Annotated in this window: 23 protein-coding genes; 9 read left to right on the forward strand and 14 right to left on the reverse strand. The window is 34.2% G+C overall.

What is annotated here, in order from left to right:
• Positions 1-3: 3 nt before the first annotated feature.
• From FJOH_RS06470 to aspS, 5 genes are all read right to left on the reverse strand, one after another.
• Positions 4-525, reverse strand: coding sequence for an NADH-quinone oxidoreductase subunit C (locus FJOH_RS06470; RefSeq protein WP_012023326.1), 522 nt, complete (start codon positions 523-525; stop codon positions 4-6).
• 1 nt (position 526) lies between these two features.
• Positions 527-1075, reverse strand: coding sequence for an NADH-quinone oxidoreductase subunit B (locus FJOH_RS06475; RefSeq protein WP_012023327.1), 549 nt, complete (start codon positions 1073-1075; stop codon positions 527-529).
• A gap of 147 nt (positions 1076-1222) precedes the next feature.
• Positions 1223-1588 (reverse strand): NADH-quinone oxidoreductase subunit A, encoded by a 366-nt coding sequence (locus FJOH_RS06480; protein WP_012023328.1) that lies wholly within the window; start codon positions 1586-1588, stop codon positions 1223-1225.
• 241 nt (positions 1589-1829) lie between these two features.
• Positions 1830-2024 carry a cold-shock protein gene (locus tag FJOH_RS06485; protein ID WP_007137066.1) on the reverse strand — a complete coding sequence of 65 codons (195 nt, stop codon included), beginning with the start codon at positions 2022-2024 and terminating at the stop codon, positions 1830-1832.
• Positions 2025-2329: 305 nt separating this feature from the next.
• The gene (aspS, locus tag FJOH_RS06490) at positions 2330-4081 is read right to left on the reverse strand and encodes an aspartate--tRNA ligase (RefSeq protein WP_012023329.1); all 1752 of its coding nucleotides are present in this window, start codon (positions 4079-4081) and stop codon (positions 2330-2332) included.
• Positions 4082-4238: 157 nt separating this feature from the next.
• Here aspS and FJOH_RS06495 point away from each other — a divergent pair, with 157 nt between their 5' ends.
• Positions 4239-5234, forward strand: a complete 996-nt coding sequence (locus FJOH_RS06495; protein WP_012023330.1) for a TlpA family protein disulfide reductase — start codon at positions 4239-4241, stop codon at positions 5232-5234.
• 210 nt (positions 5235-5444) lie between these two features.
• On the forward strand, positions 5445-5792 hold the full coding sequence (locus FJOH_RS06500; protein WP_012023331.1) for a toxin-antitoxin system YwqK family antitoxin: 348 nt from the start codon (positions 5445-5447) through the stop codon (positions 5790-5792).
• A 47-nt stretch (positions 5793-5839) separates the two neighbouring features.
• Here FJOH_RS06500 and FJOH_RS06505 read toward each other — a convergent pair whose 3' ends face one another.
• The 6 genes from FJOH_RS06505 to FJOH_RS06530 form a co-directional block, all read right to left on the reverse strand.
• Positions 5840-6949 (reverse strand): PepSY-associated TM helix domain-containing protein, encoded by a 1110-nt coding sequence (locus FJOH_RS06505; protein ID WP_012023332.1) that lies wholly within the window; start codon positions 6947-6949, stop codon positions 5840-5842.
• Positions 6950-7006: 57 nt separating this feature from the next.
• A complete protein-coding gene (locus FJOH_RS06510) occupies positions 7007-8563 on the reverse strand; it encodes a PepSY-associated TM helix domain-containing protein (RefSeq protein ID WP_012023333.1) in 1557 nt (518 codons plus the stop codon).
• A 5-nt stretch (positions 8564-8568) separates the two neighbouring features.
• Positions 8569-8868: a hypothetical protein gene (locus tag FJOH_RS06515; RefSeq protein ID WP_012023334.1), complete on the reverse strand. Its 300-nt coding sequence runs from the start codon at positions 8866-8868 to the stop codon at positions 8569-8571.
• A gap of 14 nt (positions 8869-8882) precedes the next feature.
• Positions 8883-9215 (reverse strand): hypothetical protein, encoded by a 333-nt coding sequence (locus tag FJOH_RS06520; RefSeq protein WP_012023335.1) that lies wholly within the window; start codon positions 9213-9215, stop codon positions 8883-8885.
• A 227-nt stretch (positions 9216-9442) separates the two neighbouring features.
• Positions 9443-10690: a 2-oxoglutarate dehydrogenase complex dihydrolipoyllysine-residue succinyltransferase gene (gene odhB, locus FJOH_RS06525; protein WP_012023336.1), complete on the reverse strand. Its 1248-nt coding sequence runs from the start codon at positions 10688-10690 to the stop codon at positions 9443-9445.
• A gap of 83 nt (positions 10691-10773) precedes the next feature.
• Complete coding sequence (locus tag FJOH_RS06530; RefSeq protein WP_012023337.1) at positions 10774-13548, reverse strand: 2-oxoglutarate dehydrogenase E1 component; 2775 nt, start codon at positions 13546-13548, stop codon at positions 10774-10776.
• 116 nt (positions 13549-13664) lie between these two features.
• On the opposite strand from FJOH_RS06530, the gene FJOH_RS06535 reads away from it, so the two are divergent.
• Positions 13665-14216, forward strand: coding sequence for a hypothetical protein (locus tag FJOH_RS06535; protein ID WP_012023338.1), 552 nt, complete (start codon positions 13665-13667; stop codon positions 14214-14216).
• Between the two features lie 111 nt (positions 14217-14327).
• Here FJOH_RS06535 and FJOH_RS06540 read toward each other — a convergent pair whose 3' ends face one another.
• Together FJOH_RS06540 and FJOH_RS06545 are read right to left on the reverse strand one after the other, a co-directional pair.
• Positions 14328-14681 (reverse strand): hypothetical protein, encoded by a 354-nt coding sequence (locus tag FJOH_RS06540; protein ID WP_012023339.1) that lies wholly within the window; start codon positions 14679-14681, stop codon positions 14328-14330.
• A gap of 41 nt (positions 14682-14722) precedes the next feature.
• Positions 14723-15748, reverse strand: a complete 1026-nt coding sequence (locus FJOH_RS06545; protein ID WP_012023340.1) for a LacI family DNA-binding transcriptional regulator — start codon at positions 15746-15748, stop codon at positions 14723-14725.
• Positions 15749-15912: 164 nt separating this feature from the next.
• On the opposite strand from FJOH_RS06545, the gene FJOH_RS06550 reads away from it, so the two are divergent.
• The 3 genes from FJOH_RS06550 (at position 15913) to FJOH_RS06560 (ending at position 21871) form a co-directional block, all read left to right on the forward strand.
• Positions 15913-18552, forward strand: coding sequence for a TonB-dependent receptor (locus FJOH_RS06550; protein WP_044047546.1), 2640 nt, complete (start codon positions 15913-15915; stop codon positions 18550-18552).
• Positions 18553-18795: 243 nt separating this feature from the next.
• On the forward strand, positions 18796-20016 hold the full coding sequence (locus FJOH_RS06555) for an MFS transporter (protein WP_012023342.1): 1221 nt from the start codon (positions 18796-18798) through the stop codon (positions 20014-20016).
• A complete protein-coding gene (locus FJOH_RS06560) occupies positions 20006-21871 on the forward strand; it encodes an alpha,alpha-trehalase (RefSeq protein WP_012023343.1) in 1866 nt (621 codons plus the stop codon). Before FJOH_RS06555 ends, FJOH_RS06560 begins: the two co-directional genes overlap by 11 nt.
• Before the next feature lie 138 nt (positions 21872-22009).
• Here the strand turns inward: FJOH_RS06560 and FJOH_RS06565 are convergent, their stop codons facing one another.
• Entirely contained in the window at positions 22010-22984 is a 975-nt protein-coding gene (locus FJOH_RS06565) for a polyprenyl synthetase family protein (protein ID WP_012023344.1), read from the reverse strand.
• 266 nt (positions 22985-23250) lie between these two features.
• Here FJOH_RS06565 and FJOH_RS06570 point away from each other — a divergent pair, with 266 nt between their 5' ends.
• The 3 genes from FJOH_RS06570 to FJOH_RS06580 all read left to right on the forward strand — a co-directional run bounded on the left by FJOH_RS06570 (position 23251) and on the right by FJOH_RS06580 (position 25904).
• Positions 23251-23772, forward strand: a complete 522-nt coding sequence (locus FJOH_RS06570; protein ID WP_012023345.1) for a YceI family protein — start codon at positions 23251-23253, stop codon at positions 23770-23772.
• Positions 23773-23881: 109 nt separating this feature from the next.
• Positions 23882-24481, forward strand: a complete 600-nt coding sequence (locus FJOH_RS06575) for a TetR/AcrR family transcriptional regulator (protein WP_012023346.1) — start codon at positions 23882-23884, stop codon at positions 24479-24481.
• 88 nt (positions 24482-24569) lie between these two features.
• The gene (locus FJOH_RS06580; RefSeq protein ID WP_012023347.1) at positions 24570-25904 is read left to right on the forward strand and encodes a TolC family protein; all 1335 of its coding nucleotides are present in this window, start codon (positions 24570-24572) and stop codon (positions 25902-25904) included.
• Positions 25905-25908: the final 4 nt, after the last annotated feature.

The raw sequence follows: 25908 nt of genomic DNA on the forward strand, positions 1-25908 counted from the left end.
TATTTAGCAATTTGATACTGTTCTTCCGAAGAATCTGTCGTCTTTGTCAGTTCTTCCGCTGTCTTCCATTGGGAATTCTTTTCTCATTGGGAAAGACACCATTTCATCCATATTTAAAATACGTTTTAACTGCGGGTGGCCAACGAAATTGATTCCGTAAAAATCATACGTTTCTCTTTCCATCCAGTTTGAACTTAAGAAAATATTTGAAATAGTTTTGATCTCTGGTTTTTCACCGTTTAGGTAAACTTTGATTCTAATACGTTTGTTTTCGAACCAATTGTGTAAATGATATACAACTGCAAACTGACGTTCTGATTCGTTATCAGGATAGTGAATGCCGCATAAATCTGTTAAAAAGTGAAATTGCAGTTCAGAATCGTTTTTTAAGAATAGAATCAATGCTGTAATTTTATCAGCAGAAGCTTCTAAAGTAAAAATATCTCTTTCTTCGTGAAAGTTGAAAACATCATTATTAAATGTTTCCGTAAGTTTATTTTGAATCTGGGTGTTTTCTAAAGCCATCTTATGAAATGTTATAGGAAGCTAATAATTCCTGGTATTCTGGTGAACTTCTGCGTCTAACAGATTCGCTTTTTACCAATTCTTGCAGTCTCATTACACCGTCAACAATCTGCTCTGGTCTAGGAGGGCATCCTGGAACGTAAACGTCAACCGGAATAACTTTATCAATTCCTTGTAAAACTGAGTAAGTGTCGAAAACACCACCTGAAGAAGCGCAAGCTCCTACAGCAATTACCCAGCGTGGCTCAGACATTTGTTCGTAAACTTGTCTTAAAATTGGCGCCATTTTTTTAGAAATGGTTCCCATTACCAGCAGCATGTCTGCCTGACGAGGAGAGAAACTCACACGCTCAGAACCAAATCGTGCTAAATCGTAATGTGCTGCCATTGTTGCCATAAACTCAATTCCGCAGCAAGAAGTTGCAAATGGTAAAGGCCAAAGAGAATTCGCGCGTGCCAAACCTACAACATCATTAAGTTTTGTAGCGAAGAATCCTTCACCAGTAAGACCTTCTGGAGGAGACACCATATTTACTTTTGAATCGCTCATTTTATTTTAGATTTCTGATTTTAGATTTTAGATTTTTTAAAATCGTAAAAAGTAAAATCAATTTTTTTAAATCAGTTTTATTTGGTGAGATTAAATTTTAATTCCGGATTTAATCTAAAATCAGAAATCTAAAATTTAAAATCGAATTTATTCCCACTCTAATGCTTTCTTTTTGATAATGTAAAAGAAACCTACAAGAAGAAGTGACATAAAAACAATCATTTTCAACATTCCTTCTATACCAAGATCTTTAAAGTTTACTGCCCATGGGTAAAGGAAAATAACCTCTACATCAAACAACACAAATAAGATTGCAACAAGGAAATATTTTACAGAAAAAGGAATACGGGCATTACCAACAGATTCGATACCGCACTCGAAGTTTTTATCTTTAACCTCTGAGTTTCTTTTTGGGCCTAATTTTCCAGAAATAATGATTGTTCCTACCACAAAACCAACAGCAAGAATTAACTGCATTAAGATAGGAATGTAACTGTATTGATCAGATTGCATAAGCTTAACTTTTTTACTTAAAGAATAAGCCACAAAGATAACTTTCAACGATGTAAATCACAAACTAAAGGGGGATATAAGTAGGCTATGAAACCGCGTTTATATGTAATTTTTATTGATTATAAATAACATTCGGTTTTTTTAATATTTTTTTAAGAATTGGGCAAAAAAAAACGCCCCGATACTTCGGGACGTTTTTAAAACCATTCAGAGGCAAAAAAAATAAATTGCTATATTTTTCTTAGATTACTGCTACTTTAGCAGCAACTTTCCCTTTTCTTCCTTCTTCTTCTTCATAGCTTACACGGTCTCCTTCGCGTAATTCTTCCGCGTTAATTCCTGAAGCGTGAACGAAGATGTCCTTTCCTGTTTCTTCGTCTGTAATGAATCCATAACCTTTAGATTCATTGAAAAATTTTACTGTACCTGTACGCATTGTAATTGTAATAATAATTTATAATAAAACAAATGTAATATTTAAATTCATACAAAAGACATATACCTGTTAAAATTTTGTAAAAATTATTGATTTACAGTGTTTTTACGTGGTTTATTGCGTCAATTTGTTTATAAAACACCAATATTTGAGAATCATTAATTGTAAGAATATAAAAAAAGGCAAATTGTAGGAATTTGATAAAACCAAAAATGAATGTTTTAGGATTATTTTTACAGTTTTAAACAAAATAGAAAAGCGGCTGATGTTTTCAGCCGCTTTTTTGTATCTAAACTCTATAATATTTATATAGAATCAATTTTAATGTGTAATTCTTTCAATTGAGCATCGTCGATTGCAGCAGGTGCATCAATCATTACATCACGTCCGGAATTGTTTTTAGGGAAGGCAATAAAATCTCTAATAGTTTCCTGACCTCCTAAAATAGCAACTAATCTATCTAAACCAAATGCTAAACCACCATGAGGCGGTGCTCCAAACTGGAAAGCATCCATTAAGAAACCAAATTGCGCTTTTGCTTCTTCTTCGGTAAATCCTAAATATTTGAACATTAATTGCTGCGTTGCCTTATCGTGAATACGAATAGAACCACCGCCAATTTCGTTTCCGTTTAAAACCATATCATAAGCGTTTGCACGAACTTTTCCTGGTTCTGTTTCTAACAATGCCATGTCTTCTGGCTTTGGAGAAGTAAACGGGTGGTGCATTGCGTGGTAACGACCGCTTTCTTCGTCAAGCTCTAATAATGGGAAATCTACAACCCATAATGGAGCAAATTCCTCTGGGTTACGTAATCCTAAACGAGTTGCCAATTCCATACGTAAAGCAGAAAGCTGAGCTCTTGTTTTGTTTGCCGGACCAGAAAGTACAAAAATCATGTCGCCGGGATTTGCTTCTGTAGCTTTTGCCCATTTTGCTAAATCATCATTATCGTAGAATTTATCTACAGATGATTTGTATGTTCCGTCTTCGTTGCATTTTACATAAACCATTCCAGATGCGCCAACTTGAGGACGTTTTACCCAGTCAATTAACCCGTCGATTTCTTTACGAGTATAATTTCCTGCTCCTGGAACAGCAATTCCGACAACTAATTCAGCTGCATTAAATACAGGGAATTCTTTATGCTGCGCAAATTCGTTTAACTCACCAAATTTCATCCCAAAACGAATGTCCGGTTTGTCATTTCCGTATGTTTTCATGGCATAGTCGTAAGTAATTCTTGGGAATTTATCTACTTCAATACCTTTAATTTCTTTTAATAAATGTCTTGTCAAACCTTCAAAAACATTCAAAATGTCTTCTTGCTCCACAAATGCCATTTCGCAGTCGATCTGAGTAAACTCAGGCTGACGGTCTGCACGCAAATCTTCGTCACGGAAACATTTCACGATTTGGAAATATTTATCCATACCACCAACCATCAAAAGCTGTTTGAAAGTTTGCGGCGATTGCGGTAATGCATAAAATTGTCCTTCGTTCATACGGCTTGGTACAACGAAATCTCTTGCTCCTTCTGGAGTTGATTTGATTAAATAAGGTGTTTCAACTTCGCAGAAATCTAAATCAGAAAGATATTTACGAACTTCCATTGCCACTTTGTGACGGAACAATAAACTGTTTTTTACAGGATTTCTACGAATATCCAAATAACGGTATTTCATTCTGATATCTTCACCTCCGTCAGTTTCATCTTCAATTGTAAATGGAGGAGTTAAAGCAGTGTTTAGAATCGTTAATTCAGAAACTAAAATTTCGATTTCACCAGTCGGGATGTTTTTGTTTTTAGCTTCACGCTCAATAACAGTTCCTTTTACCTGAATTACAAATTCACGTCCAAGTGTTTTTGCTAATTCAAAAACAGTTTTATCAGTACGACTTTCGTCGAAAATAAGTTGTGTAATTCCATAACGGTCGCGTAAATCGACCCAATTCATAAATCCTTTATCACGTGATTTTTGAACCCAGCCCGCAAGTGTAACTTCGGTATTAATATTTGAAGCGTTTAATTCGCCGCAATTATGACTTCTATACATAATCTCAATTTTAGACTGCAAAAGTAAATACAAAATTCAAGATAATATAGTAAAGTGGTAAACTTGATACGTATAATTTTAAATATTTTGTTAATTCTGAAATTTCGAAGCTGTTATTTCTTTAGATTTGAATCACTAAAAACAAACTTTAAATAGTATGAAAAAACTTTTTGTTACGGGTCTGTTGATTTTTAGTGCTTTGAATGTTATAGGTCAAGCCAAAAATCAAATAAAATTTACAGCTAAAATCGATAATAGAAACAGCGATACTTTAGTTATTAAAGGAAGAAATAATTTTAAACAAGTTATTCCAATTGACAAAAAGGGAATTTTTGCTGCAACTTTTGAAGCTCCAAAAGGATTTTATATGTTTTCTGACGGAACTGAATCTTCAAACATTTACTTAAAACCAGATTCTGAAGTTAATTTAACGATGAATGCCAAAGAATTTGATGAAACAATTGTTTATAAAGGTAAAGGTGTAAACGAAAGTAATTTCCTTGCACAGCAATCTTTAAAAGATGAAAAATTTCAGAATGAAGCATTTGCTAAAGAAGCAGCTGAATTTACATCGCTTTTAGAAAACAAGAAAAAAACTGATTTTGAGAATCTGGAAAAAAGTGATCTTGATCCGGAATTTAAAACTGCTTTAAAAATGAGTTTTGAAAGTTTTAATCAATATGCAGTTCAGGAATATGAAAGAACTGCAAATGCAAGAAAAATGGTTGGAAAACCTTCTCCTCAATTTGATTACGAAAACTTTAAAGGAGGAAAAACAAAACTTTCAGATCTAAAAGGAAAATACGTTTATATTGATCTTTGGGCAACCTGGTGCGCGCCTTGCAGAGCAGAGATTCCATATTTGCAAAAAATTGAAGAAAAGTATCACGGAAAAAACATCGAGTTCGTGAGTATTTCTATTGATAAAGCAAAAGACAATGAAAAATGGAAAAAGTTTGTGACTGATAAAAAATTAGGAGGCGTTCAGTTATTTGCAGATAAAGACTGGGAATCTGAATTCGTAGTCAATTATGGTGTAATGGGAATTCCAAGATTTATTCTTTTAGACCCAAATGGCAACATTGTAAGTTCTGATGCTACAAGACCCTCTGATCCAAAGCTTCAGGATCAGTTAAACACTTTATTGAACTAATTTATTTACGAAATTTATAACGTTATCGTAATTTTAGTTTTTAACTAAAATACCAGTAAAACCAGTGCCTGAGCGCTGGTTTTTTTGTTTTTAGGAAATTTCCAATGTTAAGTTTTTATTCAATGTTACCAAATTGTTAAGTAAAAGTTTTTTTTATGTAAACAATTAACTATATTTGATAATGATTTCTTAATATTAATACCTAAAGATATGAAAAAGAGTGTAATTTTAGCAGCAGTATTGTTCTCTGGAATATTAGCTGCACAAGAAGTAAAACCTGAATTAGAAGCTGTTGGAAACAAAGTAAAAGCTACCTATTATTATGATAATGGTAAAGTACAACAAGAAGGCTTTTTTAAGGATGGTAAATTAGATGGTGTCTGGGTATCTTATGACGAAAAAGGAAATAAAAAAGCTGTTGGAGAATACACAGAAGGAGTGAAAACCGGAAAATGGATTTACTTTAATGAAAACAATTTAAGTGAAGTTGCTTATGTAGATAACAAAGTAAGTTCAGTTAAAAATTTGCAGAAAAATGCTTTAGCAAACAGAAATTAATAAATTTCGACAATTATAAAGAAACCGCTTTTATTAAGGCGGTTTTTTTATTTCTTGTTTTTAGATTTTTTTCTTCTTCCAAACCAAATTACAAAACCAGTTACAGGTAAAGCCGAAGCAATTAAACTTACTGTAAATGCAATTATTTTTCCGGGCAGATCTAAAATTTGTCCTGTGTGAATTCCGTAATTCATTTCGACAACCTGTAAACCGAGAGTTTTTGAATGATACGGATCGCTTTGAATTAATTTTCCGTCGTTGGGATGAAAATAATAATTGCTTTGATGATCGTAACGCAATGTATGCGGATATGCTCCAGTACTTATAATATCGCCTTTTTGCTGCGGAATCATTACAAAGAACATTTCGGCTTTTGGCTGTAATTTCATGGTTTGAATAAAAGCACGATCGACTGCGGTAATCGAGTTTGATTCGAATTTTGTTGTGTCAATAACAGGTATTTTTGTTTCTGCGGCTTTATCTCCTCCAAAATTGAAAGTTTTGTAAATACCGTCACCAACCCATTCGTAAGTAAAAGTTAAACCAGTTATGGCAAGAGTAAGTGCAATAAGCGCAATATAAAATCCTGACGTGTTATGCCAGTCGTAATTTACACGACGCCATTTTGCCGACCATTTTACGGTGAAACTTCTTTTAATATCGCTTTTTCGTTTTGGCCACCATTGAATTATTCCCGAAATCAATAAAAGAATAAATATGATAGTAGCTCCGCCAATAATATGTTTTCCGATATAATCCGGCAGAAGCAAATACAGGTGAATATATTCGACAATAATGAAAAAGTCAGTTTCGGGATTTTCTGTTTTTAAATATTGACCGGAATAAGGATTAAAGTACAGATATAAATTCTCAGTATCAGAATAGGTGTAAACAATAGCCGAACGGTTTTTTCCGTAATACGCCGTCATGCTTATTTTATTCTTTGGAACAATTTCTTTTGCCTTTTCCTGCAAAACCGAAGGCATTAAAAAAGGTTTGTTTTGAGGTTCAACCAAACGCCATTCTTTTCGGGTAATGTCTTTTATTTCATCATGAAAGCAAAAGATACAACCCGTAATACAGACTATAAAAACAATAAGCCCGGAAATTAATCCGAGCCATTTATGCAGAAAACGTATTTGCGTTTTGAATCCCATTTTTTGATTAAAGCCGTAAAAGTATAAGCAAAATCAATAGAGGGCAAATTATTTAAGCTAATTTTTCGCGGCTTCTTTTTTAGGCTTTAAATGATAAGCTGTATAAAGTGTTATTGAAGCCAAAACAATCCAGAAAACATCAATAAAGAAAATCTGAATTTTATTTTCCATAAATGAAGTCCAGAACCATTGTCCAGAACCAATTCCGTTTGTAATTGGAATTAAAAATCCTAAAATACTTCCTGATATTAAGCAGAATCTATTTGTAAATGCATCATTCTTTTTGATGATAAAGAATATTGCAAGCAATAACCATCCGCCAAAATATAAACGGAATAAGTTAGACTGGCTTAAAGGATAAAATATTTTTGAACCAATAAATGCTAAAGCGGTAATAGGATACATACTCAGGCAGATAGCCAGATAAATGCGAACAACAGCTGCGTTGAAACGTCTTTTCTTTTCAGGCAGATTATTTTTTTGTCTTGCTACTAACCAAATCATTACTCCTGAAATGATGACAAAACAAGTTATAATTCCTAAAACGAAACTCACAATTTTTAAGGCATAACCGCCATAGTCGCCAAAATGTATTCTGTATAAAACATTTTTCACAACATCAAGATAGCCGTTTTGGGTAATTGGATTTTTTCGGGCAATTTCCTTTCCGTCAGAAACGCGGTAAACGACTTTTCCAATTCCGGTAAATTTTTTATGGCTCGGCAGTTCTCCTTCAACTAAAACGTGCATATTGACATCGCCATAGTTTTGAATAACAACACGTGTAATTTCAAAATCTGCCCAATTGCTTTTGGCTTTATTAATCAATTGTTCTACATCGAACGGATTGGCTAATTTTTTGTACTCAAATTTATAATCGGTATCTGTGTATTCTAATTCTTTGTAAAGTTTATCCTGATCTCCTTTGTACAATGCCATTACAGCCGGGGCAACGATTAAAAGTTTAATCATAAAGAAAGCTCCGGTTACGGCATAAACAAACTGAAATGGAAGTCCTATCATTCCCAGCGCAGTATGAGCATCTGTCCATAATGTTTTTAGTTTTTCCTTTGGACGGAAAACATAAAAATTAGATACGATTTTTTTCCAGTGCAATAAAAGTCCGGTTACAATAGCAAACAAGAAAAATAAGGCGGTAAATCCGGAAAGGTAATAGCCAACCGGATAAGGAATTTGTGCCAGAAAGTGTAAACGGTATAAAAGTTCTCCTAAAGAATAAGATTCTTCGTAAGTATAGGATTTAAAGTTTTTGTTGTCTAAATAAAAGAATGATCCTTCTTTTTGTTTGGCAGGTGCCAAAGTGTCTCTGGAACCTTCCATGTAAACCGCAACTCTATTTTCTATAGATGGTTTTGATATAGTTATCTTTCTCCCGTGTAAAACGTATTTTTTATCAAGATTTTCTAAAGCTTTGTTGTAATCTAGTTTAATTTCTCTGGTAACTGCAGTCGATTCACTTCTTTCCCAATTGATGATTTCATCTCTAAAAAAAGAAAAAGATCCTGCAAAGAAAATTACAAAAAGCACAACGCTGATCACAATACCGCTGACAGTATGTGTGTGAAAATAGATATTATAATGACGGTTATTCATAAGGATTATGCGGTAGTGTTATAAGTTTGGCCAAGGTAAATAAGAAGCAAAAAAACTAAGCTGAGCAAAATATAAATGCCCCAGATTTTCCAGCCGCTTTTTGCCAAAAATGCAAGAACCATTAATACAACCCAAAGTATAAATCCAGTAAAGGCTGTTGTCATTAGTACTTCGGGGCGGTTAAACCATGAAGCTATAGCAAGATGAAAAGTTACTGAAACGAAGTATCCGCCTAATATAGCTGCTGTAATTTTAGAAAAACGAGGCCAAAAAGATGGGTTTAAATATTTTGGATTTGCTGGCATTGGTCAGTTATAATTTAGTTGTAATAAAGTTCTAATAAGGCAGCGATAACCAAGAGTGCCAAAAGTGCTTTACTGTTTACCTTTTTTAATGGTGCAAGAATGATAATAAGGCTTCCAATGGTCATCAGCTGAATAAAAAACATCAAAGTACCGCAGCCTAAAGACTGTGTAAAAAGCCAGATTGCATAAGCTGAAACAAGAAGCACTAATCCAGTGATTTTGGTTTGTTTCGGATTTTTTTTCATCCATTTTTCAAAACCTAAATCATACGATAAAACCGCTCTTTTTGAGGTATAATAAAGTGTGTAAAAAGCTAAAAAAACGATAAGGCTTGCTATTGTTATCATGTCTTTGCAGAATTAAATTGATACTATTCTTTTTTTGTAAATAGATTTAGAATAGTTTAAAATTATTTTCGATTGTGCAAATCTAAGGTATCAGACGAAACAAAGCAAGTTATTCTTATTCATTCTAAATTAATTTTTTAAAATATAAGTGTTCACTTATAAAATAGCTTTAAAATAAAAAAACCTGCTCAAATGAGCAGGTTTAGATATATTGAAAATTATAATGATTACAATTCTAAAGCACGTTTAGCATCACCGTTCATTAATAATTCTACCGGGTTTTCTAATGCTTCTTTCACAGCAACTAAGAAACCAACAGACTCACGTCCGTCAATGATTCTGTGGTCGTAAGAAAGTGCAACGTACATCATTGGGTGAATTTCAACTTTTCCGTTTACAGCAATAGGACGCTCGATAATGTTGTGCATTCCTAAAATACCTGATTGTGGAGGGTTGATGATTGGAGTAGATAACATACTTCCAAAAACACCGCCATTTGTAATTGTGAAAGTTCCTCCAGTCATATCATCAACTGTAATTTGACCATCACGAGCTCTTAAAGCTAATCTTTTGATTTCAGCTTCAATGCCTCGGAAGGTTAATAATTCAGCATTACGAACAACAGGAACCATTAATCCTTTTGGTCCAGAAACTGCGATTGAGATATCAGCAAAATCGTAAGCGATTTTGTAATCACCGTCCATCATAGAGTTAACATCTGGATATAATTGTAAAGCTCTTGTAACTGCTTTTGTAAAGAATGACATGAAACCTAAACCTAAACCACCATGTTTAGCTTTGAAAGCATCTTTGTATTCGTTACGAATTTGGTTAATTGGCGTCATGTTTACTTCGTTGAAAGTAGTAAGCATAGCAGTTTCGTTTTTAGCTGAAACTAATCTTTCTGCTACTTTACGACGTAACATAGATAATTTTGTACGCTCAGTTCCACGGCTTCCTCCAGTTGGAGTTCCCATAGACGGTACTGCATTTACAGCATCATCTTTAGTAATTCTGCCGCCTTTACCAGTTCCAGTTACTGCTGCCGGAGCAATATTTTTTTCGTCTAATATTTTTCTTGCTGCAGGAGATGGGGTTCCAGCTGCATAACTTGTGGCTGCCGGAGCTACTTTTGGAGCTTCAGCTTTTACTTCTGCCTTTGGAGCCTCAGCTTTAGGTGCCTCTGCTTTTGGAGCTTCAGCTGCTGGAGCTGCAGATCCGCTTCCTGCTGGTTTAGCAGCATCTGTATCAATTAAACAAACTACAGCGCCTACAGCAACTGTATCACCTTCTTCAGCTTTTAATGTAATTACACCGCTCATTTCAGCAGGTAATTCAAGAGTAGCTTTATCTGAATCAACTTCAGCAATAGCCTGATCTTTTTCTACATAATCTCCGTCTTTTACTAACCAAGTTGCAATTTCAACTTCTTTTATTGATTCCCCTGGTGATGGGACTTTCATTTCTAAAATCATCTTGTTTTTGTTTAAAGTTTAGTTAGTTTAAAGTTTCATGTTTCGCATAACTTGAAACTTTAAACTTGAAACAATTTTTTTAATTATCTGAATAAATTTTTATCGAATACCATTCTAATTGCATCTGCGTGACGACGTTTTGCACGTGTGTAACTTCCTGATGCAGGAGCAGAGTATGCTTTTAATGAAGCTAATCTCCATTTTACAAGGTCAAAGTTCATTAACATAAAGCTGTAGGCTCCCATGTTTTTAGGCTCTTCCTGTGCCCAAACATAATCATCTGCATTTGGATATTTTGCAATGATTTCTTTGATCTGCTCAACTGGGAAAGGGAATAATTGCTCGATACGAACAACTGCAACGTCTTTTCTTCCGTTGTTTTCTCTTTCTGCCACAATATCATAGTAGAATTTACCTGTACAGAAAACTAAAGTTTTAACATCTTTTTTGTTTACTGTAGTATCGTCGATAGTTTCCTGGAAACTTCCAGTTGCTAATTCTTCAACAGTTGATACACATCTTGGATCACGAAGTAAACTTTTTGGAGAGAAAACTACCAATGGTTTACGGAAGTTCGTTTTCATTTGTCTTCTCAATAAGTGGAAGAAGTTAGCCGGTGTTGTACAATCTGCAACATACATATTATGTCTTGCGCAAAGTTGTAAATAACGCTCCATTCTTGCAGAAGAGTGCTCAGCACCTTGTCCTTCATATCCGTGAGGTAATAATAAAACAATACCGTTTTGGTTGTTCCATTTGTCTTCTCCACATGAAATATACTGGTCAATCATGATTTGAGCTCCGTTAGAGAAATCTCCAAACTGTGCTTCCCAGATTGTTAAGGCTTTTGGGTTTGCTAATGCATATCCATAATCAAAACCTAGAACACCATATTCAGATAAAAGTGAATTGAATACGCCGAATTTTCCTTTTTTGTTTTCAATTGCATCTAATAGAATTACTTCTTCTTCTGAGTCTTCTACTTTAACAACAGCATGACGGTGAGAGAATGTACCACGCTCAACATCCTGACCAGAAATACGAACATCAAATCCTTCTGTTAAAAGAGATCCGTAAGCAAGTGCTTCTGCAGTTCCCCAATCAAGAGTATTGTTGTCGTATCCAACTTTTCTATCCGTAACAATTTTAGTTATCTTGTTAATGAATTTTTTGTCTTCTGGTAAAGTAGAGATGGTTTTGATGATAGAATCTAAACCTTCTTTAGCAAAAGTAGTATCAACTTTTTGAAGCATTTGTGTATCAGTTACCTGAACAAATCCTTCCCATTCGTTTTTCATGAATGGCGTAATGATAGTCAAATCTTTTTTACGAGAAGCTTCTAAATTTTCTTCTAATTGAGATTTGTATTGTTTTTCTAAACCGTTTACATAAGAAGCATCGATTACACCGTCAGATAATAATTTCTCTGCGTAGATGTCTCTTGGGTTTTTGTGTTTAGCAATGATTTTATATAAAACGGGCTGTGTAAAACGAGGCTCATCACCTTCGTTGTGACCGTATTTTCTATATCCTAATAAATCGATAAATACGTCACGTCCAAACTGCATTCTGTAGTCTAATGCAAAAGATACAGCGTGTACAACAGCTTCAGCATCATCAGCATTTACGTGTAATACCGGCGATAAAGTTACTTTAGCAACGTCTGTACAGTAAGTAGAAGAACGAGCGTCTAAGTAGTTAGTTGTAAAACCAACCTGGTTGTTGATTACAATATGGATTGTTCCTCCGGTTTTGTAACCGTCTAATTGAGCCATTTGAATGATTTCGTAAAGAATACCCTGACCTGCAATTGCAGCATCTCCGTGAACGGCGATTGGTAATACTTTAGAGAAATCGTCATTGTAATATTTATCTTGTTTTGCTCTTGTGATACCTTCAATTACAGCTCCAACTGTTTCTAAGTGAGAAGGGTTTGGTGCTAAATTGATGTTGATGCTTTTTCCAGATCTTGTTTTTTTGTCAGCCGTAAGACCTAAGTGGTATTTTACGTCACCGTCAAAATATTCCTGATCGTAATCTTTTCCATCAAACTCACCAAAGATATCCTGAGTAGATTTTCCGAAGATGTTTGCTAAAACGTTCAAACGACCACGGTGAGCCATTCCCATTACGAATTGTTCAACACCTTTTTCTGCAGCCTGCTCGATCAAAGCGTCAAGAGCCGGGATGATAGATTCCCCGCCTTCTAATGAGAAACGTTTTTGTCCAACATATTTAGTATGAAGGAAGTTTTCAAAAGAAACAGCTTCGTTTAATTTATTTAAGATTGTTTTCTTTTCTTCTGTAGAGAAATTAGGCTGATTAACATTTACAGCTAATTTATCCTGAATCCATTTTACAACACCAGGATTTCTGATATACATATATTCAATTCCAATATGCTGGCAGTAAATAGCTTTAAGACGATTTACGATAGCTTCTAAAGAAGAAGGTGTCATTCCAATTGTCTGTGCAGCATCAAAAACAGTTGAAAGGTCAGCTGTTGATAAACCAAAGTTTTCGATATCTAAAGTTGGAGAAGACTGCCTGCGATCGCGAACTGGGTTTGTTTTTGTAAACAAGTGCCCGCGCGTACGGTAACCATCGATTAATTTTAGAACGTTAAATTCTTTTTGCAGTTTGTCTGAAACCTGACTGTAATCTGTGTTTGGGCTAGTCACATACTCAACAATGGTCTGCACTGGATTTTCGTCATTATAAGTAGTTTGTCCAAAGTCAAAACCTTGAAAGAAACTTCTCCAGCTAGGCTCTACGCTGTCTGGGTTAACTAAATATTGATCGTATAATTGTGCAAAAAACTCGGTATGCGCTGCATTTAAAAATGAAAACCTATCCATAATATTAGTGAATATACTTTTTGTTAAATAGAATGGCAAAAGTACAACAATCGCCTTTATTTAAATCTTTTTTTTACGTACTTTTACGTAAAAATTTGTTAAAATAAACGTTAACTATGAATAAAATTCAATTTTCAATCGATTGCAAATATTTTTTTGTGATTTTGGCAGTCTTATTCTCAAGTTATGCACAGGCACAACAAACCTATGTTATTGATAACAAAAACCATTTTTGGGATAAAGTTCAGTTTGGAGGCGGACTTGGTTTAGGAATTGGTTCCGGTTATACGGATATCTCTGTAATGCCAAGTGCGATTTACAATGTTAACGAAATTTTTGCCGTTGGAGTTGGATTACAATTCGGCTATTTGTCTTCAAAAAATTATTACGAATCCTATGTTTACGGCGGAAGTTTAATCACGCTTGTGAACCCAATTCCGGAAGTTCAATTATCGGCCGAATTGGAACAGGTAAGAGTAGATACAAGATATGAATCGAATATCAACAGACCAGCTTTTTCTGATAGTTACTGGAATACGGCTCTATATCTTGGAGCAGGTTACAGAACTGGAAATGTTACAATTGGCGCCCGTTATGACGTATTATACAATCCTGATAAAAGTCTTTACGGATCTGGATTTATGCCTTTTGTGAGGGTTTATTTCTAACAGGTTCAAAGATTCATAGGGGCAAAGGTTCAAAGGTTTTATTATTGGGCTTAAAATTACTCGCAAAGTGAGGAAACCTCTGTTGCTTTGTAACTCTGTACCTTTGCATCTTTATCTATAATGATTTCTAAACCAAACCTTCTGCCATTCTCTTTTTAAGATTAGAAAAGCAACTTGTTCAGCCAGAATTACCAAATCAGAACCATCTAGTTGTTTGATTTCATTTTCGGGAACATCAATAATGTAAAGCAGATTTAAATATTCAGCAAATTTGTACTGAATCATGCGGTAGATTTTTTCGTGAAGCTGAATTTTTAATTCTTCAGGAGAAATACTAAGCGGAAAATCAATTCCTTCATTCGCCAGATTAAAGTCTTTATTAATCTGCTCAATCAGACTTAAATATAAATTTTCTTTTTCGGCATCAGCCAATAAAAAATCGGTATTTTCAGGAATCGGAAACATTAATGCTTTTTAAGAATTTGAGCAAAGTTAAAACTAAAAAATCATTTTACAGTCGATTCTCGTTCTATGATTCTTGTTGGAAGTTCTATAATTTGATGTTCGACTTTACGATGTTCTTTTATGTCGGCAATTTCATCAATTAAAATAGAAACGGCGGTGTGTCCCATTTCAAATCCAGGCTGGTCAATTGTCGTTAATTTAGGCGAAATAACGGTACTCATAAACCAGTTGCTAAAGCCAAAAACCGCCACCTGATCCGGTGTTTTTATTCCCGCCTCATTAAAATATTTTATAATCCCGATAGCGACTAAATCGGTAATAGCAAAAATAGCATCGATATCCGGATGTTCAGCCATAATTTTTTGGGCATTTTCGTAACCGTCTTCAAAGTCAGTATTGTTATCACAAACATAAACCAGTTTCGAATCGTATTCAATTCCATGAGCTTCGAGCGCGCGTTTATAACCCAGAAAGCGATCAATGGAATTTTGAGGAACATATGAACCTCTAAAATGCGCTATTTTTTTATACCCTTTATTAATAAGATACGAAACTGCATCAAAAGCAGCTTTGGCATCGTTAATAACCACTTTAGAGCAATCCACTCTTTTGGCGATTTTATCAAATAAAACAACCGGAGTATTTTTTCGAATGGCGTCATTAATATGAGAGAAATCATCCGTTTCATTGGAAAGTGACATTAGAACGCCGTCAACCCGCTTTTGAATTAATAAAGCAAGCTGTTTTTTCTCCATTTCATATTTTTCATTCGATTGCAGAATGATGACCAGATAACCTCTTTTTTCAGCTTCTTCTAAAATGCCGTTTAAAACACTCGAAAAAAAGTGATGAACCGTTGCAGGGATAATAACGCCAATAGTTTTGGTTTCGTTGGTTCTTAAATTAACTGCTACAGAATTAGGCATATAGTTCATCGTTTCGGCCATTTCGATAACTTTGGCGCGTGTCGACTTACTAATATCTGTATACCCTTTTAATGCCTTTGAAACGGTTGTAACCGATATTCCTAATGCCGAGGCTATATCTATTAATTTTGTATCATTCATGAAATAAATGTACTAAAAAATAAACTGCATTGATAAAAAATTAATTTCCGAAAACGTTTTAGGTGATTTCGAAAACGTTTTCGATTTTTAATTCTTATATTCCTTATAATTTGTTTTTAAGTTTGACAGTGATAACCATAATTACTAACTAACCGAACAAAAAAATGAAAAAGCTGCACCATTATTTAGGTACATTATTTTTAATGTTTTGCCTATTTTTTTTACCAAATAATCTGTTTGCTCAAAATACAGCTAAAGTTTCAGGAAAAGTACTCGACGATAGCGGCGTAACAATTCCCGGAGCAAACGTAACACTTAAGGAAACAGGAAAAAGCACCGTTACAGACGAAAACGGAGGATATTCTTTCTCAAACGTCGAAGCAGGAACCTACACTATTATGGCAACAAATGTGGGTTACAAAACTTTCGAGAAAAAAATTGCCTTAAAAGAGGGAGAATCTATAGAGGTAAGCTTACTTCTTGAAGGCGAATCACAAAGTTTAAAAGAAGTTGTCGTAACAGGTTCATCTGCTCCAAGATCTAAACTTGAATCGAGCGTTGCCATTACCACAATGGGAGCCAAAGCTATTGAAGACCGAGCGCCATCGAGCACGGCGGCGTTGCTGCAGACTATTCCGGGATTTGTAGTTGAAGCATCTGGAGGAGAAATTGGAAACAACCTTTTTGCAAGAGGAATTCCGTCTGCGGGAGCGTATGAATATGTACAGATTCAGGAAGACGGATTACCGGTTTTTGAAGATGGAGCTTTGCAATTTGCCAATGCCGATACTTTTTACAGATTAGACGAAACAGTAAGCAAAATGGAAGCTGTTCGTGGAGGTTCTGCTTCAATTTTCGCCAACAATGCTCCGGGAGGAATCATCAACTTTATTTCAAAAACAGGTCAGAATGATTTTCAAGGAAGAGCAAAATTTACAACCTCAGATTACGGAATGTTTAGAACCGACCTTAATTTATCAGGTGCTTTAATTCAGGATAAATTATTTTTTAATGTCGGCGGATTTTACAGAACTGACAATGGAGTAAGAAATACTGGTTTTACTGCCAACAAGGGTGGACAAATAAAAGGAAACATCACTTATAAATTTGATGACAACGATTATTTAAGAATCAATTTCAAACATCTTGATGACAGAAATACATTCTATTTACCAATCCCTTTAAAAAGCAACAACGGAAAAGTGGAAGGAATTCCAGGCTTTAATCCAAATTACGGAACATTGACTTCAGTAAATTTCAGTCATTTAAATGTACCTCAATACGGAGGCGGAACTTTCAGCGCAGATTTAGAAGATGGTTCACATCCAATTATCAACTCAATTGGAGCTGAATTTAAAAAGAAAATTTCTGAAAAAGTTACTTTCAAAAATGCTTTCAAACAAACAAGCATCGATTTAAATTACAATGCTATTTTTCCTAATGGAGGACCTTGGACACAAGATGCTTATGCAGCAGATGTTCAAAATACAACAGCAGGAAACCTTGCTTATACGTATGTAGATAATGGTGCAGCACTTGATCCAAACGCTTTAATTATGAGAGCAGATCTTTGGCACATCGAGAAGAAAATGAGCAATTTTGCGAATAATTTCTCTTTTTCTTTTGATTTAGATCCGGTGAAACTAACAGCGGGTTACTACTATTCTAACTGGAAATCAAATCAATACTGGAACTGGAATTCGTATTTGGTAAGTGTTTCAGACAATCCGAGATTATTAAATGTAAAAGATAATACAACAGGAGTTGATCATACATGGAATGGTGTAGAAAGAATTACGTGGTTAGAAAGAGACGCGCAGACAAAAGGGCTTTTAAATGATATTTATGCTGATGCCGAAATTAAAGCGACAGACAATTTAACCTTTAATGCAGGTTTAAGATACAACAAAGACAAATATTCCGGATACAGAGACAACGCCAGATTTTTTGCCGAAAACTTAGGAATTTTAGATAATAATACGGCGGATGATGCAGTAACAACAGTAAAAGGAAATCCTTATACTTATTGGAGATATGATGTAAGTGAATGGTCGTATACTGCAGCGGGAAATTACAAATTCAACGACAATATGGCTTCATACGTGCGTTACAGCCACGGTTTTAGATCTCCAATTGAAGAATCGTTTTATGATAATGCAGCCAATTTAAGCAAATTGGAAAATACAGAAGTAAATCAGTTTGAGCTGGGTTATAAATATTCAAGTTCTTTCTTCTCTGTAAATGCGAATTTGTTTCACATGAATTTGAAAAATGTGGCGTTCACGGATATTTTATCTGATGGATCTTCAGAAAATAAATTTGCCGATGTAAACAATATTGGTCTTGAAGTAGAAACGAATGCAAGATATAAATTTGCGAAACTGAACTTTACATTCACAGTTCAAAAACCAGAATACGACAACTTTACAGGGACAAATGCAGACGGTTCTACTTTTGATTTTAATGGAAATACTGCACGAAGAATCCCTAAATTTTTCTGCAACCTAAGACCTGAAGTTGATATTACAAAAGATTTTACAGCTTATGTTCAGTTTTCTTATTACGATAAAAAATTCACGAATCAGGATAACAAACAAGTTTTACCGGCTTACAAAGAAGTTGGAGCAGGTTTAAATTACACGTATAACAATCTTCGTTTTGCAGTAGATGCTTCAAACTTATTCAACGAAATTGGTTTAACAGAAGGAGATCCAAGACAAACAACATCTGCAGCGAGCGATGTGTTTATGGCAAGACCTATTTTAGGACGTGCTTTTAGATTTTCGGTAGCGATTAATTTCTAAATTTATATAAGAGTAAAAAGAATTAAACACATAGAAACATAGATTTTTATCACTCAAAAAAAGAGCAAAATAAGAAACTAATTTCCACACATAGTTATGTGGATTAATGCAAGTGAAACGCCTTTGAATACACACTAAACTATGTTTCTATGTGTTAAAATTTATATGGTATTGTAGAGACGCACTGCTGTGTGTCTCGGCACCATAACTAAACGTATTACGTTCCATAACCACAAAATACAAATGAAAAATATAGGAATTAAAATCTCACTTTACCTCAATTATTTTGTCTTTGCTATTTTATTAAACAGCGTAGGAATTGTGATTTTAAAATCGCAGAAAAATTATGGAGTCGACGAGGTTCAGGCGAGTATTTTAGAAGCCTTTAAAGATATGCCAATTGCCATTGTATCCTTTTTTATAGCTTCTTTTCTGCCCCGAATAGGTTATAGAAAAGCGATGTTAACAGGATTGGCTTTGGTTACTTTGGCGTGTATTTCTATGTATTTTGGAAACTCATTTAACAATGCTAAAATCCTTTTTGCAACCGTTGGAGTTTCATTTGCTCTGATTAAAGTTTCTGTTTATTCGTTAATAGGAACCGTAACCGAAACCAAAAAAGAGCACAATGCTTTAATGAGCAGTATCGAAGGTTTTTTTATGGTAGGAATTGCGCTGGCTTATTTTTTATTTCCGGCTTTTAATAACGAAAATGATCCCAATTCATGGCTTAATGTATATTGGTTATTGGCAGGATTATCGTTTTTATCGTTTTTGTTTTTACTCTTTATAAAATTTGAAGAAACAGAAGTCGCAGCAGGAGCAAACCTTAAAGATGATTTTTTGCAGATGTTCAAATTAATGGCAAAACTGCTGACCGTTATTTTTGTCATCAGCGTGTTTTTATTTGTAATGATCGAGCAGGGAATACTTTCTTGGCTGCCTACATTTAATACAAAAGTGCTGCATCTGCCTGAAAACATCAGCATTATGATGGCCAGTATTTTGGCAGTTTCATTAGCAATTGGAAGACTTATAGCAGGAATTGTAACTAAAAAAATAAACTGGATTTGGGTTTTAAGTTTCTGCATTGTTTCAGCCATGCTTTTGGTAACATTTGTGCTTCCAAAAACGGTTGGATTAGAAGTGAAAAATATTGATACACTTTCAGATATACCATTAATTGGTTTTGCATTTCCTTTAATCGGATTGTTTATTGCGCCCATTTATCCATTGTTAAATTCAATTGTATTAAGTGCTTTACCAAAGAATCTGCAAAGTTCCATGACCGGATTAATTGTCATTTTTTCGGCTCTTGGCGGCACATTGGGGTCCAGAATTACAGGCTGGCTTTTTAAAAATGAAGGTCCGGAAAAGGCTTTTTATTTTACCCTCATTCCAATGACTTTGTTACTGATCTCCTTTTTTATTCTTAAAAAAATAACTGCAAAAGATGAAATTTAAACTACATATAACCCAAACCATCGAAAAATTATTGGCTCAGGAAGATACTGACGGCGATAAAAAAATTACGATAGATGACAACGGTCCAAAAAGTTTTTTACTTTATGATCAAGATGGAAATCCGGCAGTTATTAAAGGAACTTACCAGCTCTCGAATTTATTGCAGGAACTGGCCTTGGCTAAGAAAAACAATGTCGAATCAGCGGAGATAGATTTAAACGAAATCACCGAAGATCCTGTCAAAAGAATTTCAAGAAAAATTAAAGACTTGTATTGGAACGGCCTTACCAGAACAATCGATGCCATTGGCGTAAAGAAAATTCTGGAAGACGATAAAATCGAAAATGAATTTGCTTATTTATATGTGCCTTTTGGCGACGAAATTGTTTTTGATTATTTCAAGAAATTAGAAGCCTCAACACCAAAATTAAAAGTGGTGCAGATGCCTAAAAATATTACTCCTGAATATGTTTTATCACTGAACAAAAAACCGGGAATTCTGGCTTTGGCACTTCAAATTAAAAACAATGAAGTTTCGGGCGTTCCGTTTGTGGTTCCCGGCGGAAGATTCAACGAAATGTACGGCTGGGACAGTTATTTTATTGCTAAAGGACTTTTAATTGATGATAAAATTGACCTTGCTTTGGGTATTGCCGAGAACTTTAAATATCAAATAGATCATTACGGAAAAATTCTAAACGCTAACAGAAGTTATTATTTAACCAGAACACAGCCTCCGTTGTATACATCGTTGATTATAGATGTTTTAGAAAAGTCAAATCCGGATATTTTTTGGATTGAAAGACATTTAAAAACGGCTATAAAAGAATATTTAACCGTTTGGATGGAAGAAGGAAAAAGACTTACAGCAAATGGTTTAAATCGTTATAAAGCAGAAGGAATCGGGCTTCCGTTTGAGGTAGAAGAAGGGCATTTTGATGATATTCTGGAACAATATGCGCCAAAATACAACTTGTCTACGCGAGAATTCGAAAAGAAATATCTGGAAAGGGAAGTGGTTGATGAAGAACTCGATAAATACTTTATTCACGATCGGAGCATGCGCGAAAGCGGTCATGACACAACCAATAGATTAGTTGGAGTTTGTGCCAATTTAAATACAGTTGCGATCAATAGTCTGCTTTATAAATACGAAACCGATATTGCTTTTTTGATTCAGAAATACTTTAAAAATGAATTTCAATATTTTGAAGATAAATCCTTTTCAAGTGAATATTGGCTGTTAAAAGCATCTTCGAGAAAAGAAAAAATAAACAAATTGTTATGGAGTTCTGAAAATGGAATTTATTTCGATTATGATTTTGTGAATGAAAAACAGCATGTTTTTGAAGCAGCCACAACTTTTTATCCGCTTTGGGCAAAAATAAGTACTCCGGAACAAGCTGAAATTTTGGTGAAAAAGACACTTCCAAAGTTTAAAATGAAAGGCGGAATTACGGGAAGTACCAAAGAATCAATTGCCGGCGTTGATGAAAATGCACCAATACGCCAATGGGATTATCCGTTTGGCTGGGCGCCGCATCAAATGCTTTTATGGGAAGGACTTCTGAATTATAATTTTAATGAAGAAGCGCAGGAAATGGTCTATCGCTGGCTTTGGCTCATTACCAGAAACGCGGTTGATTACAACGGAACGATTCCGGAAAAGTTTGATTTATCGATAAGCTCGCATAAAATCTTTGCCGAATACGGAAACGTAGGAACGGAATTTAATTATATAACCGAGGAAGGTTTTGGATGGATGAATGCTTCGTATCAATTCGGTTTAACGATTTTAAAAGACGATTTAAAACAAAAATTATCAGATTTAGTTGATCCTGATGAACTTTTTTAAGGTTCATAAAATGAGAAACCCGACAGGTTTTTAAAAACCTGTCGGGTTTCTGTTTCATAAGCCTTCGACTTCGCTCAGGATGACACTCATTTTATGACAACATTTGTCAGGCTGAGCGAAGTCGAAGCTCTTTATAAATTAAACTTTTCTACCCATTAAATTTTCGCCAAAAGTTCTTAAAATATTTTTCTTTTCAGCGTTAATATCCATTTTTTCTAAAGTTTCAAAAGCTTTAAAAGTGTACATTTCAATTGCTTCCTGAGTTGATTTTGAAGCTCCTGATTCGTTAAAAATAGCTTTTGCAGTTTCTATTTTCTCTGAATTATCTTCTAATTGCAAACTGAATAATTTTTCTAATTCTGAAGCTTTTTCCGGAGTCGAAAATTCTAAAGCTTTTAGATATAAATAGGTTTTTTTGTTTTCGATAATATCACCGCCAACCTGTTTTCCAAAAGTTTCCGGATCACCAAAAGCATCTAAATAATCATCTTGTAACTGGAAAGCGAGACCTAAATTCAATCCGAAATCGTAAATTAAATCGCCTTCTTTTTCAGAAGTTTTAGCCACAATTGCACCCATTTTCATGGCAGCAGCAACTAAAACAGCGGTTTTATATTCGATCATTTTTAAATATTCCGGGATCGTAACGTTGTTTCTTTGTTCAAAATCAACATCCCACTGCTGTCCTTCGCATACTTCAAGAGCCGTTTTGCTGAAAAGTTTCGCTAAATCTCTAAAAACCTCTGGCTCGTATTGTTCAAAATACTGGTAAGCCAGGATCAGCATGGCATCTCCAGAAAGAATTCCGGTATTTAAATCCCATTTTTCATGAACCGTAACTTGACCTCTTCTTAAAGGCGCGTCATCCATAATATCATCATGAACAAGCGAAAAATTATGAAAAACTTCAACCGCCATTGCAGCCGGAAGAGCCGTTTTATAGTTAGTATCAAAAACTTCTGCAGCCATTAAGGTAAGTACCGGACGCATACGTTTTCCGCCAAGTCCTAAAATATATTCAATGGGTTCGTAAAGATTTGTGGGTTCTTTGTGTATGTTTTGATTTTTTAGATAATCAATAAAAAAATCCTGGTACTGGCTAATATCGTGCATGATGAAATTCTAATTTACGAGCCTCAAAGATACGATTCATTATGAATTAATTCTTTCCTAAAATTTTAAATGATGAGTTTCCATTCAAAATCTCTGCGAAAACCACTAATTCTTAAGGTGTTAAAATTATTTTGAAAAAACTTGGAAACTTTTTTGGTATTTAGAGTTTCCTGTCTATATTTGCATCGTTATTTGGAAACTTAGAACACTGTAAAAGTTTCCATAAGAGTTTTAATAGTTTATAAACTCATTTAAATCAAATATTTATGAAAACAACATGGACCTTAGATTCTACTCAATCAGATGTTTTAATTAAAATGAGACATTCGATAATTGCTTATTTGGGAGGAACAACAAACAAATTTGGCGGTTATGTGAATATTGAAGATAATGAAATTGAAGATGCATCAGTTGAGTTTTCACTGGATATTAACAATAAAACTGAAAGCTTTCAGCAGATTGATACCAATTTACAGCTTCAGGACTTTTTTGATGTAGATGAACATCCGATTATCAGTTTTAAATCGACTTCATTTCAAAAGATAAATAACAATATTAATTTTTTCAAAGGAGATTTAACCATAAAAGATGTTACGAGAGTTGTAGAACTTGATGCAGAATTTATTGGAGTAAATACATATAACGGAGAGAAAAAAGTTGCTTTTGAAATTAAAGGAGATATTAAACGTCAGGATTTTGGTCTTGACTACAATTCTTTTCATCATAATGGAGGTTTAGCGCTTGGAAAAGACATTAAACTAATCGCTAATTTAGAATTTAGCATATAAATCTTACATGATTATTAATTTAATGTAAAATTATTACAAATAACATGGAAACTATTTTTTTAGATTTTAGTTTCCTAGTTATATTTGTAAGGCAATTGGGAAAATTAAAATGAAAGAGAAAATAATAGCAAAAGCAAGTGAACTTTTTTTGAAGCTTGGTTTTAAGAGTGTTACGATGGATGATATTGCAGGAGAAATGTGTATTTCGAAAAAAACGATTTACAAATATTTCTGTAATAAAGAAGTTTTGATTGAAGAAAGCACTTCAATGGTTCATAGTCAGGTTCACGAAATTATGGATACTATTATAGCTAAGAATTATAATGCTATTCATGAAAATTTTGAGATTAGAGAAATGTTTCGGGATATGTTTAAAAACAATATTGATACTTCTCCAATTTACCAGTTGAAAAAGCATTATCCGGAGATTTACCAAAATATCCTTTCAATCGAAATTGATCAATGTACACAGTGTTTCAAAGATAATATTGATAAAGGAATTCGAGAAGGGCTTTACAGAAGTGATTTGAATGTTGAGGTTTATGTGAAGTTTTATTACACACTAATTTTTCATATTAATGAAAATACGGTTTCAGAAAGTGAAGCACAAAGAATAGAATTAGAAGCATTAGAATACCATACTCGAGCAATGGCTACTGAAAAAGGAGTCGAGGAATTAGAAAAGCAATTAAAACGAATTAAAAATTAACCATTCCAAAAATTGATCGTCATTTTTCTGTGAGGGTAAAGAAAAAATGACGGTCCCATCTCAAATTTAAAAATAAATAGTAACACTTATGAAAAGAATCTTTCTTATAGTTTTGTGTACAATAGGCTTGTCTGCCGCCGCACAAACCACTACTTTAACTCTGAAAGACGCCGTTAACTACGCGCTTCAAAATAAAGCCGATGCAAAAAAGGCAAAACTTCAGGTTGAAAACAGCGAATATAAAATTCAGGAAGTACGTTCAAGAGCATTGCCTCAAATTTCTGCAAACGGAAATTTAACGTATAACCCAATTATTCAGACTACGGTTATTGATGGAGCAGCATTTGGTGCGCCGGGAACTGCAATTCAGGCAGCATTTGGACAAAAATGGACATCAACTGCAGGGGTTTCTTTAACTCAGGCAATTTTTGACCAATCAGTTTTTACAGGATTAAGAGCTGCAAAATCTACTCGTGAGTTTTATCAAATAAACGATCAGTTAACAGAAGAACAAGTTATTGAAAGAGTTGCAAATAACTACTATTCAGTTTACGTACAAAAAGAAAGATTAACTTTATTAGACAGCAATTACGTAAATACTACAAAAGTTCGTGACATCGTACAAGGACAGTTTGATAACGGTTTAGCAAAAAAAATTGACTTAGATCGTATCATTGTAAAAATGTCGAACATCGATACAGAGCGTCAGCAGATTAAAAACCAAATTACTTTACAGGAAAACGCATTGAAGTTTTACATGGGTATGCCTATTGAAACTCAAATCGATATGCCAAAAGAAGAATTTGAAGTTGTTCCGGCTGCCTTAACTCAAGAGCCAAATATTGAAAACAGAACAGAATATCTGCTTTTGAAAAAACAAGAAGAGCTTTTGGTTCTTAACAAAAAAGCTGTTCAGGCAGGATATTATCCAACACTTTCTCTAACTGCAGGTTATAATTATATTGGTCAGGGACCTGAATTTCCTTGGTTTGCAAAACCAGAAAAAGGGGTTTACTGGTCAGATTTCTCTGCAATTGGATTAAACTTACACGTACCAATTTTTACAGGTTTTGGAACTCGTGCAAAAGTAAGACAAGCTGATGTTGAAATCAGATCTCTTCAGGAAGACATCAAAGACACAAAACTTTCTCTTGATTTAGATTATAGAAATGCCATGGCTCAAATCGAGAATAACTTGGTAACTATTGAAAATCAGAAAGAAAATATGCGTTTAGCAACTGAAATTTTAAGTAATACTAAAAACAATTATCTTCAGGGTTTAGCATCTTTAACCGATTTGCTTGACGCAGAAAATGCATCACTTGAAGCTCAAAATAATTATACAAGAGCAGTTTTAAATTATAAAATTGCCGAAATATCTCTAATCAAATCAAAAGGCGAACTTAAATCTCTTACTAAATAACAAA

It is taken from the genome of Flavobacterium johnsoniae UW101 (assembly GCF_000016645.1).
GTDB classification, from domain to species: domain Bacteria; phylum Bacteroidota; class Bacteroidia; order Flavobacteriales; family Flavobacteriaceae; genus Flavobacterium; species Flavobacterium johnsoniae.

What these genes read in the sequence shown, in the direction of transcription:
- FJOH_RS06575 (WP_012023346.1), top strand. Translation starts at nt 23,882, where the DNA reads ATGAAAGAGAAAATAATAGCAAAAGCAAGTGAACTTTTTTTGAAGCTT.
- aspS (WP_012023329.1), bottom strand. Translation starts at nt 4,081, where the DNA reads ATGTATAGAAGTCATAATTGCGGCGAATTAAACGCTTCAAATATTAAT.
- FJOH_RS06480 (WP_012023328.1), bottom strand. Translation starts at nt 1,588, where the DNA reads ATGCAATCTGATCAATACAGTTACATTCCTATCTTAATGCAGTTAATT.
- FJOH_RS06535 (WP_012023338.1), top strand. Translation starts at nt 13,665, where the DNA reads ATGAATAAAATTCAATTTTCAATCGATTGCAAATATTTTTTTGTGATT.
- FJOH_RS06475 (WP_012023327.1), bottom strand. Translation starts at nt 1,075, where the DNA reads ATGAGCGATTCAAAAGTAAATATGGTGTCTCCTCCAGAAGGTCTTACT.
- FJOH_RS06495 (WP_012023330.1), top strand. Translation starts at nt 4,239, where the DNA reads ATGAAAAAACTTTTTGTTACGGGTCTGTTGATTTTTAGTGCTTTGAAT.
- FJOH_RS06550 (WP_044047546.1), top strand. Translation starts at nt 15,913, where the DNA reads ATGAAAAAGCTGCACCATTATTTAGGTACATTATTTTTAATGTTTTGC.
- FJOH_RS06500 (WP_012023331.1), top strand. Translation starts at nt 5,445, where the DNA reads ATGAAAAAGAGTGTAATTTTAGCAGCAGTATTGTTCTCTGGAATATTA.
- FJOH_RS06520 (WP_012023335.1), bottom strand. Translation starts at nt 9,215, where the DNA reads ATGATAACAATAGCAAGCCTTATCGTTTTTTTAGCTTTTTACACACTT.
- FJOH_RS06470 (WP_012023326.1), bottom strand. Translation starts at nt 525, where the DNA reads ATGGCTTTAGAAAACACCCAGATTCAAAATAAACTTACGGAAACATTT.
- FJOH_RS06560 (WP_012023343.1), top strand. Translation starts at nt 20,006, where the DNA reads ATGAAATTTAAACTACATATAACCCAAACCATCGAAAAATTATTGGCT.
- FJOH_RS06515 (WP_012023334.1), bottom strand. Translation starts at nt 8,868, where the DNA reads ATGCCAGCAAATCCAAAATATTTAAACCCATCTTTTTGGCCTCGTTTT.
- FJOH_RS06530 (WP_012023337.1), bottom strand. Translation starts at nt 13,548, where the DNA reads ATGGATAGGTTTTCATTTTTAAATGCAGCGCATACCGAGTTTTTTGCA.
- FJOH_RS06510 (WP_012023333.1), bottom strand. Translation starts at nt 8,563, where the DNA reads ATGAATAACCGTCATTATAATATCTATTTTCACACACATACTGTCAGC.
- FJOH_RS06580 (WP_012023347.1), top strand. Translation starts at nt 24,570, where the DNA reads ATGAAAAGAATCTTTCTTATAGTTTTGTGTACAATAGGCTTGTCTGCC.
- FJOH_RS06565 (WP_012023344.1), bottom strand. Translation starts at nt 22,984, where the DNA reads ATGCACGATATTAGCCAGTACCAGGATTTTTTTATTGATTATCTAAAA.
- FJOH_RS06555 (WP_012023342.1), top strand. Translation starts at nt 18,796, where the DNA reads ATGAAAAATATAGGAATTAAAATCTCACTTTACCTCAATTATTTTGTC.
- odhB (WP_012023336.1), bottom strand. Translation starts at nt 10,690, where the DNA reads ATGATTTTAGAAATGAAAGTCCCATCACCAGGGGAATCAATAAAAGAA.
- FJOH_RS06540 (WP_012023339.1), bottom strand. Translation starts at nt 14,681, where the DNA reads ATGTTTCCGATTCCTGAAAATACCGATTTTTTATTGGCTGATGCCGAA.
- FJOH_RS06545 (WP_012023340.1), bottom strand. Translation starts at nt 15,748, where the DNA reads ATGAATGATACAAAATTAATAGATATAGCCTCGGCATTAGGAATATCG.
- FJOH_RS06505 (WP_012023332.1), bottom strand. Translation starts at nt 6,949, where the DNA reads ATGGGATTCAAAACGCAAATACGTTTTCTGCATAAATGGCTCGGATTA.
- FJOH_RS06485 (WP_007137066.1), bottom strand. Translation starts at nt 2,024, where the DNA reads ATGCGTACAGGTACAGTAAAATTTTTCAATGAATCTAAAGGTTATGGA.
- FJOH_RS06570 (WP_012023345.1), top strand. Translation starts at nt 23,251, where the DNA reads ATGAAAACAACATGGACCTTAGATTCTACTCAATCAGATGTTTTAATT.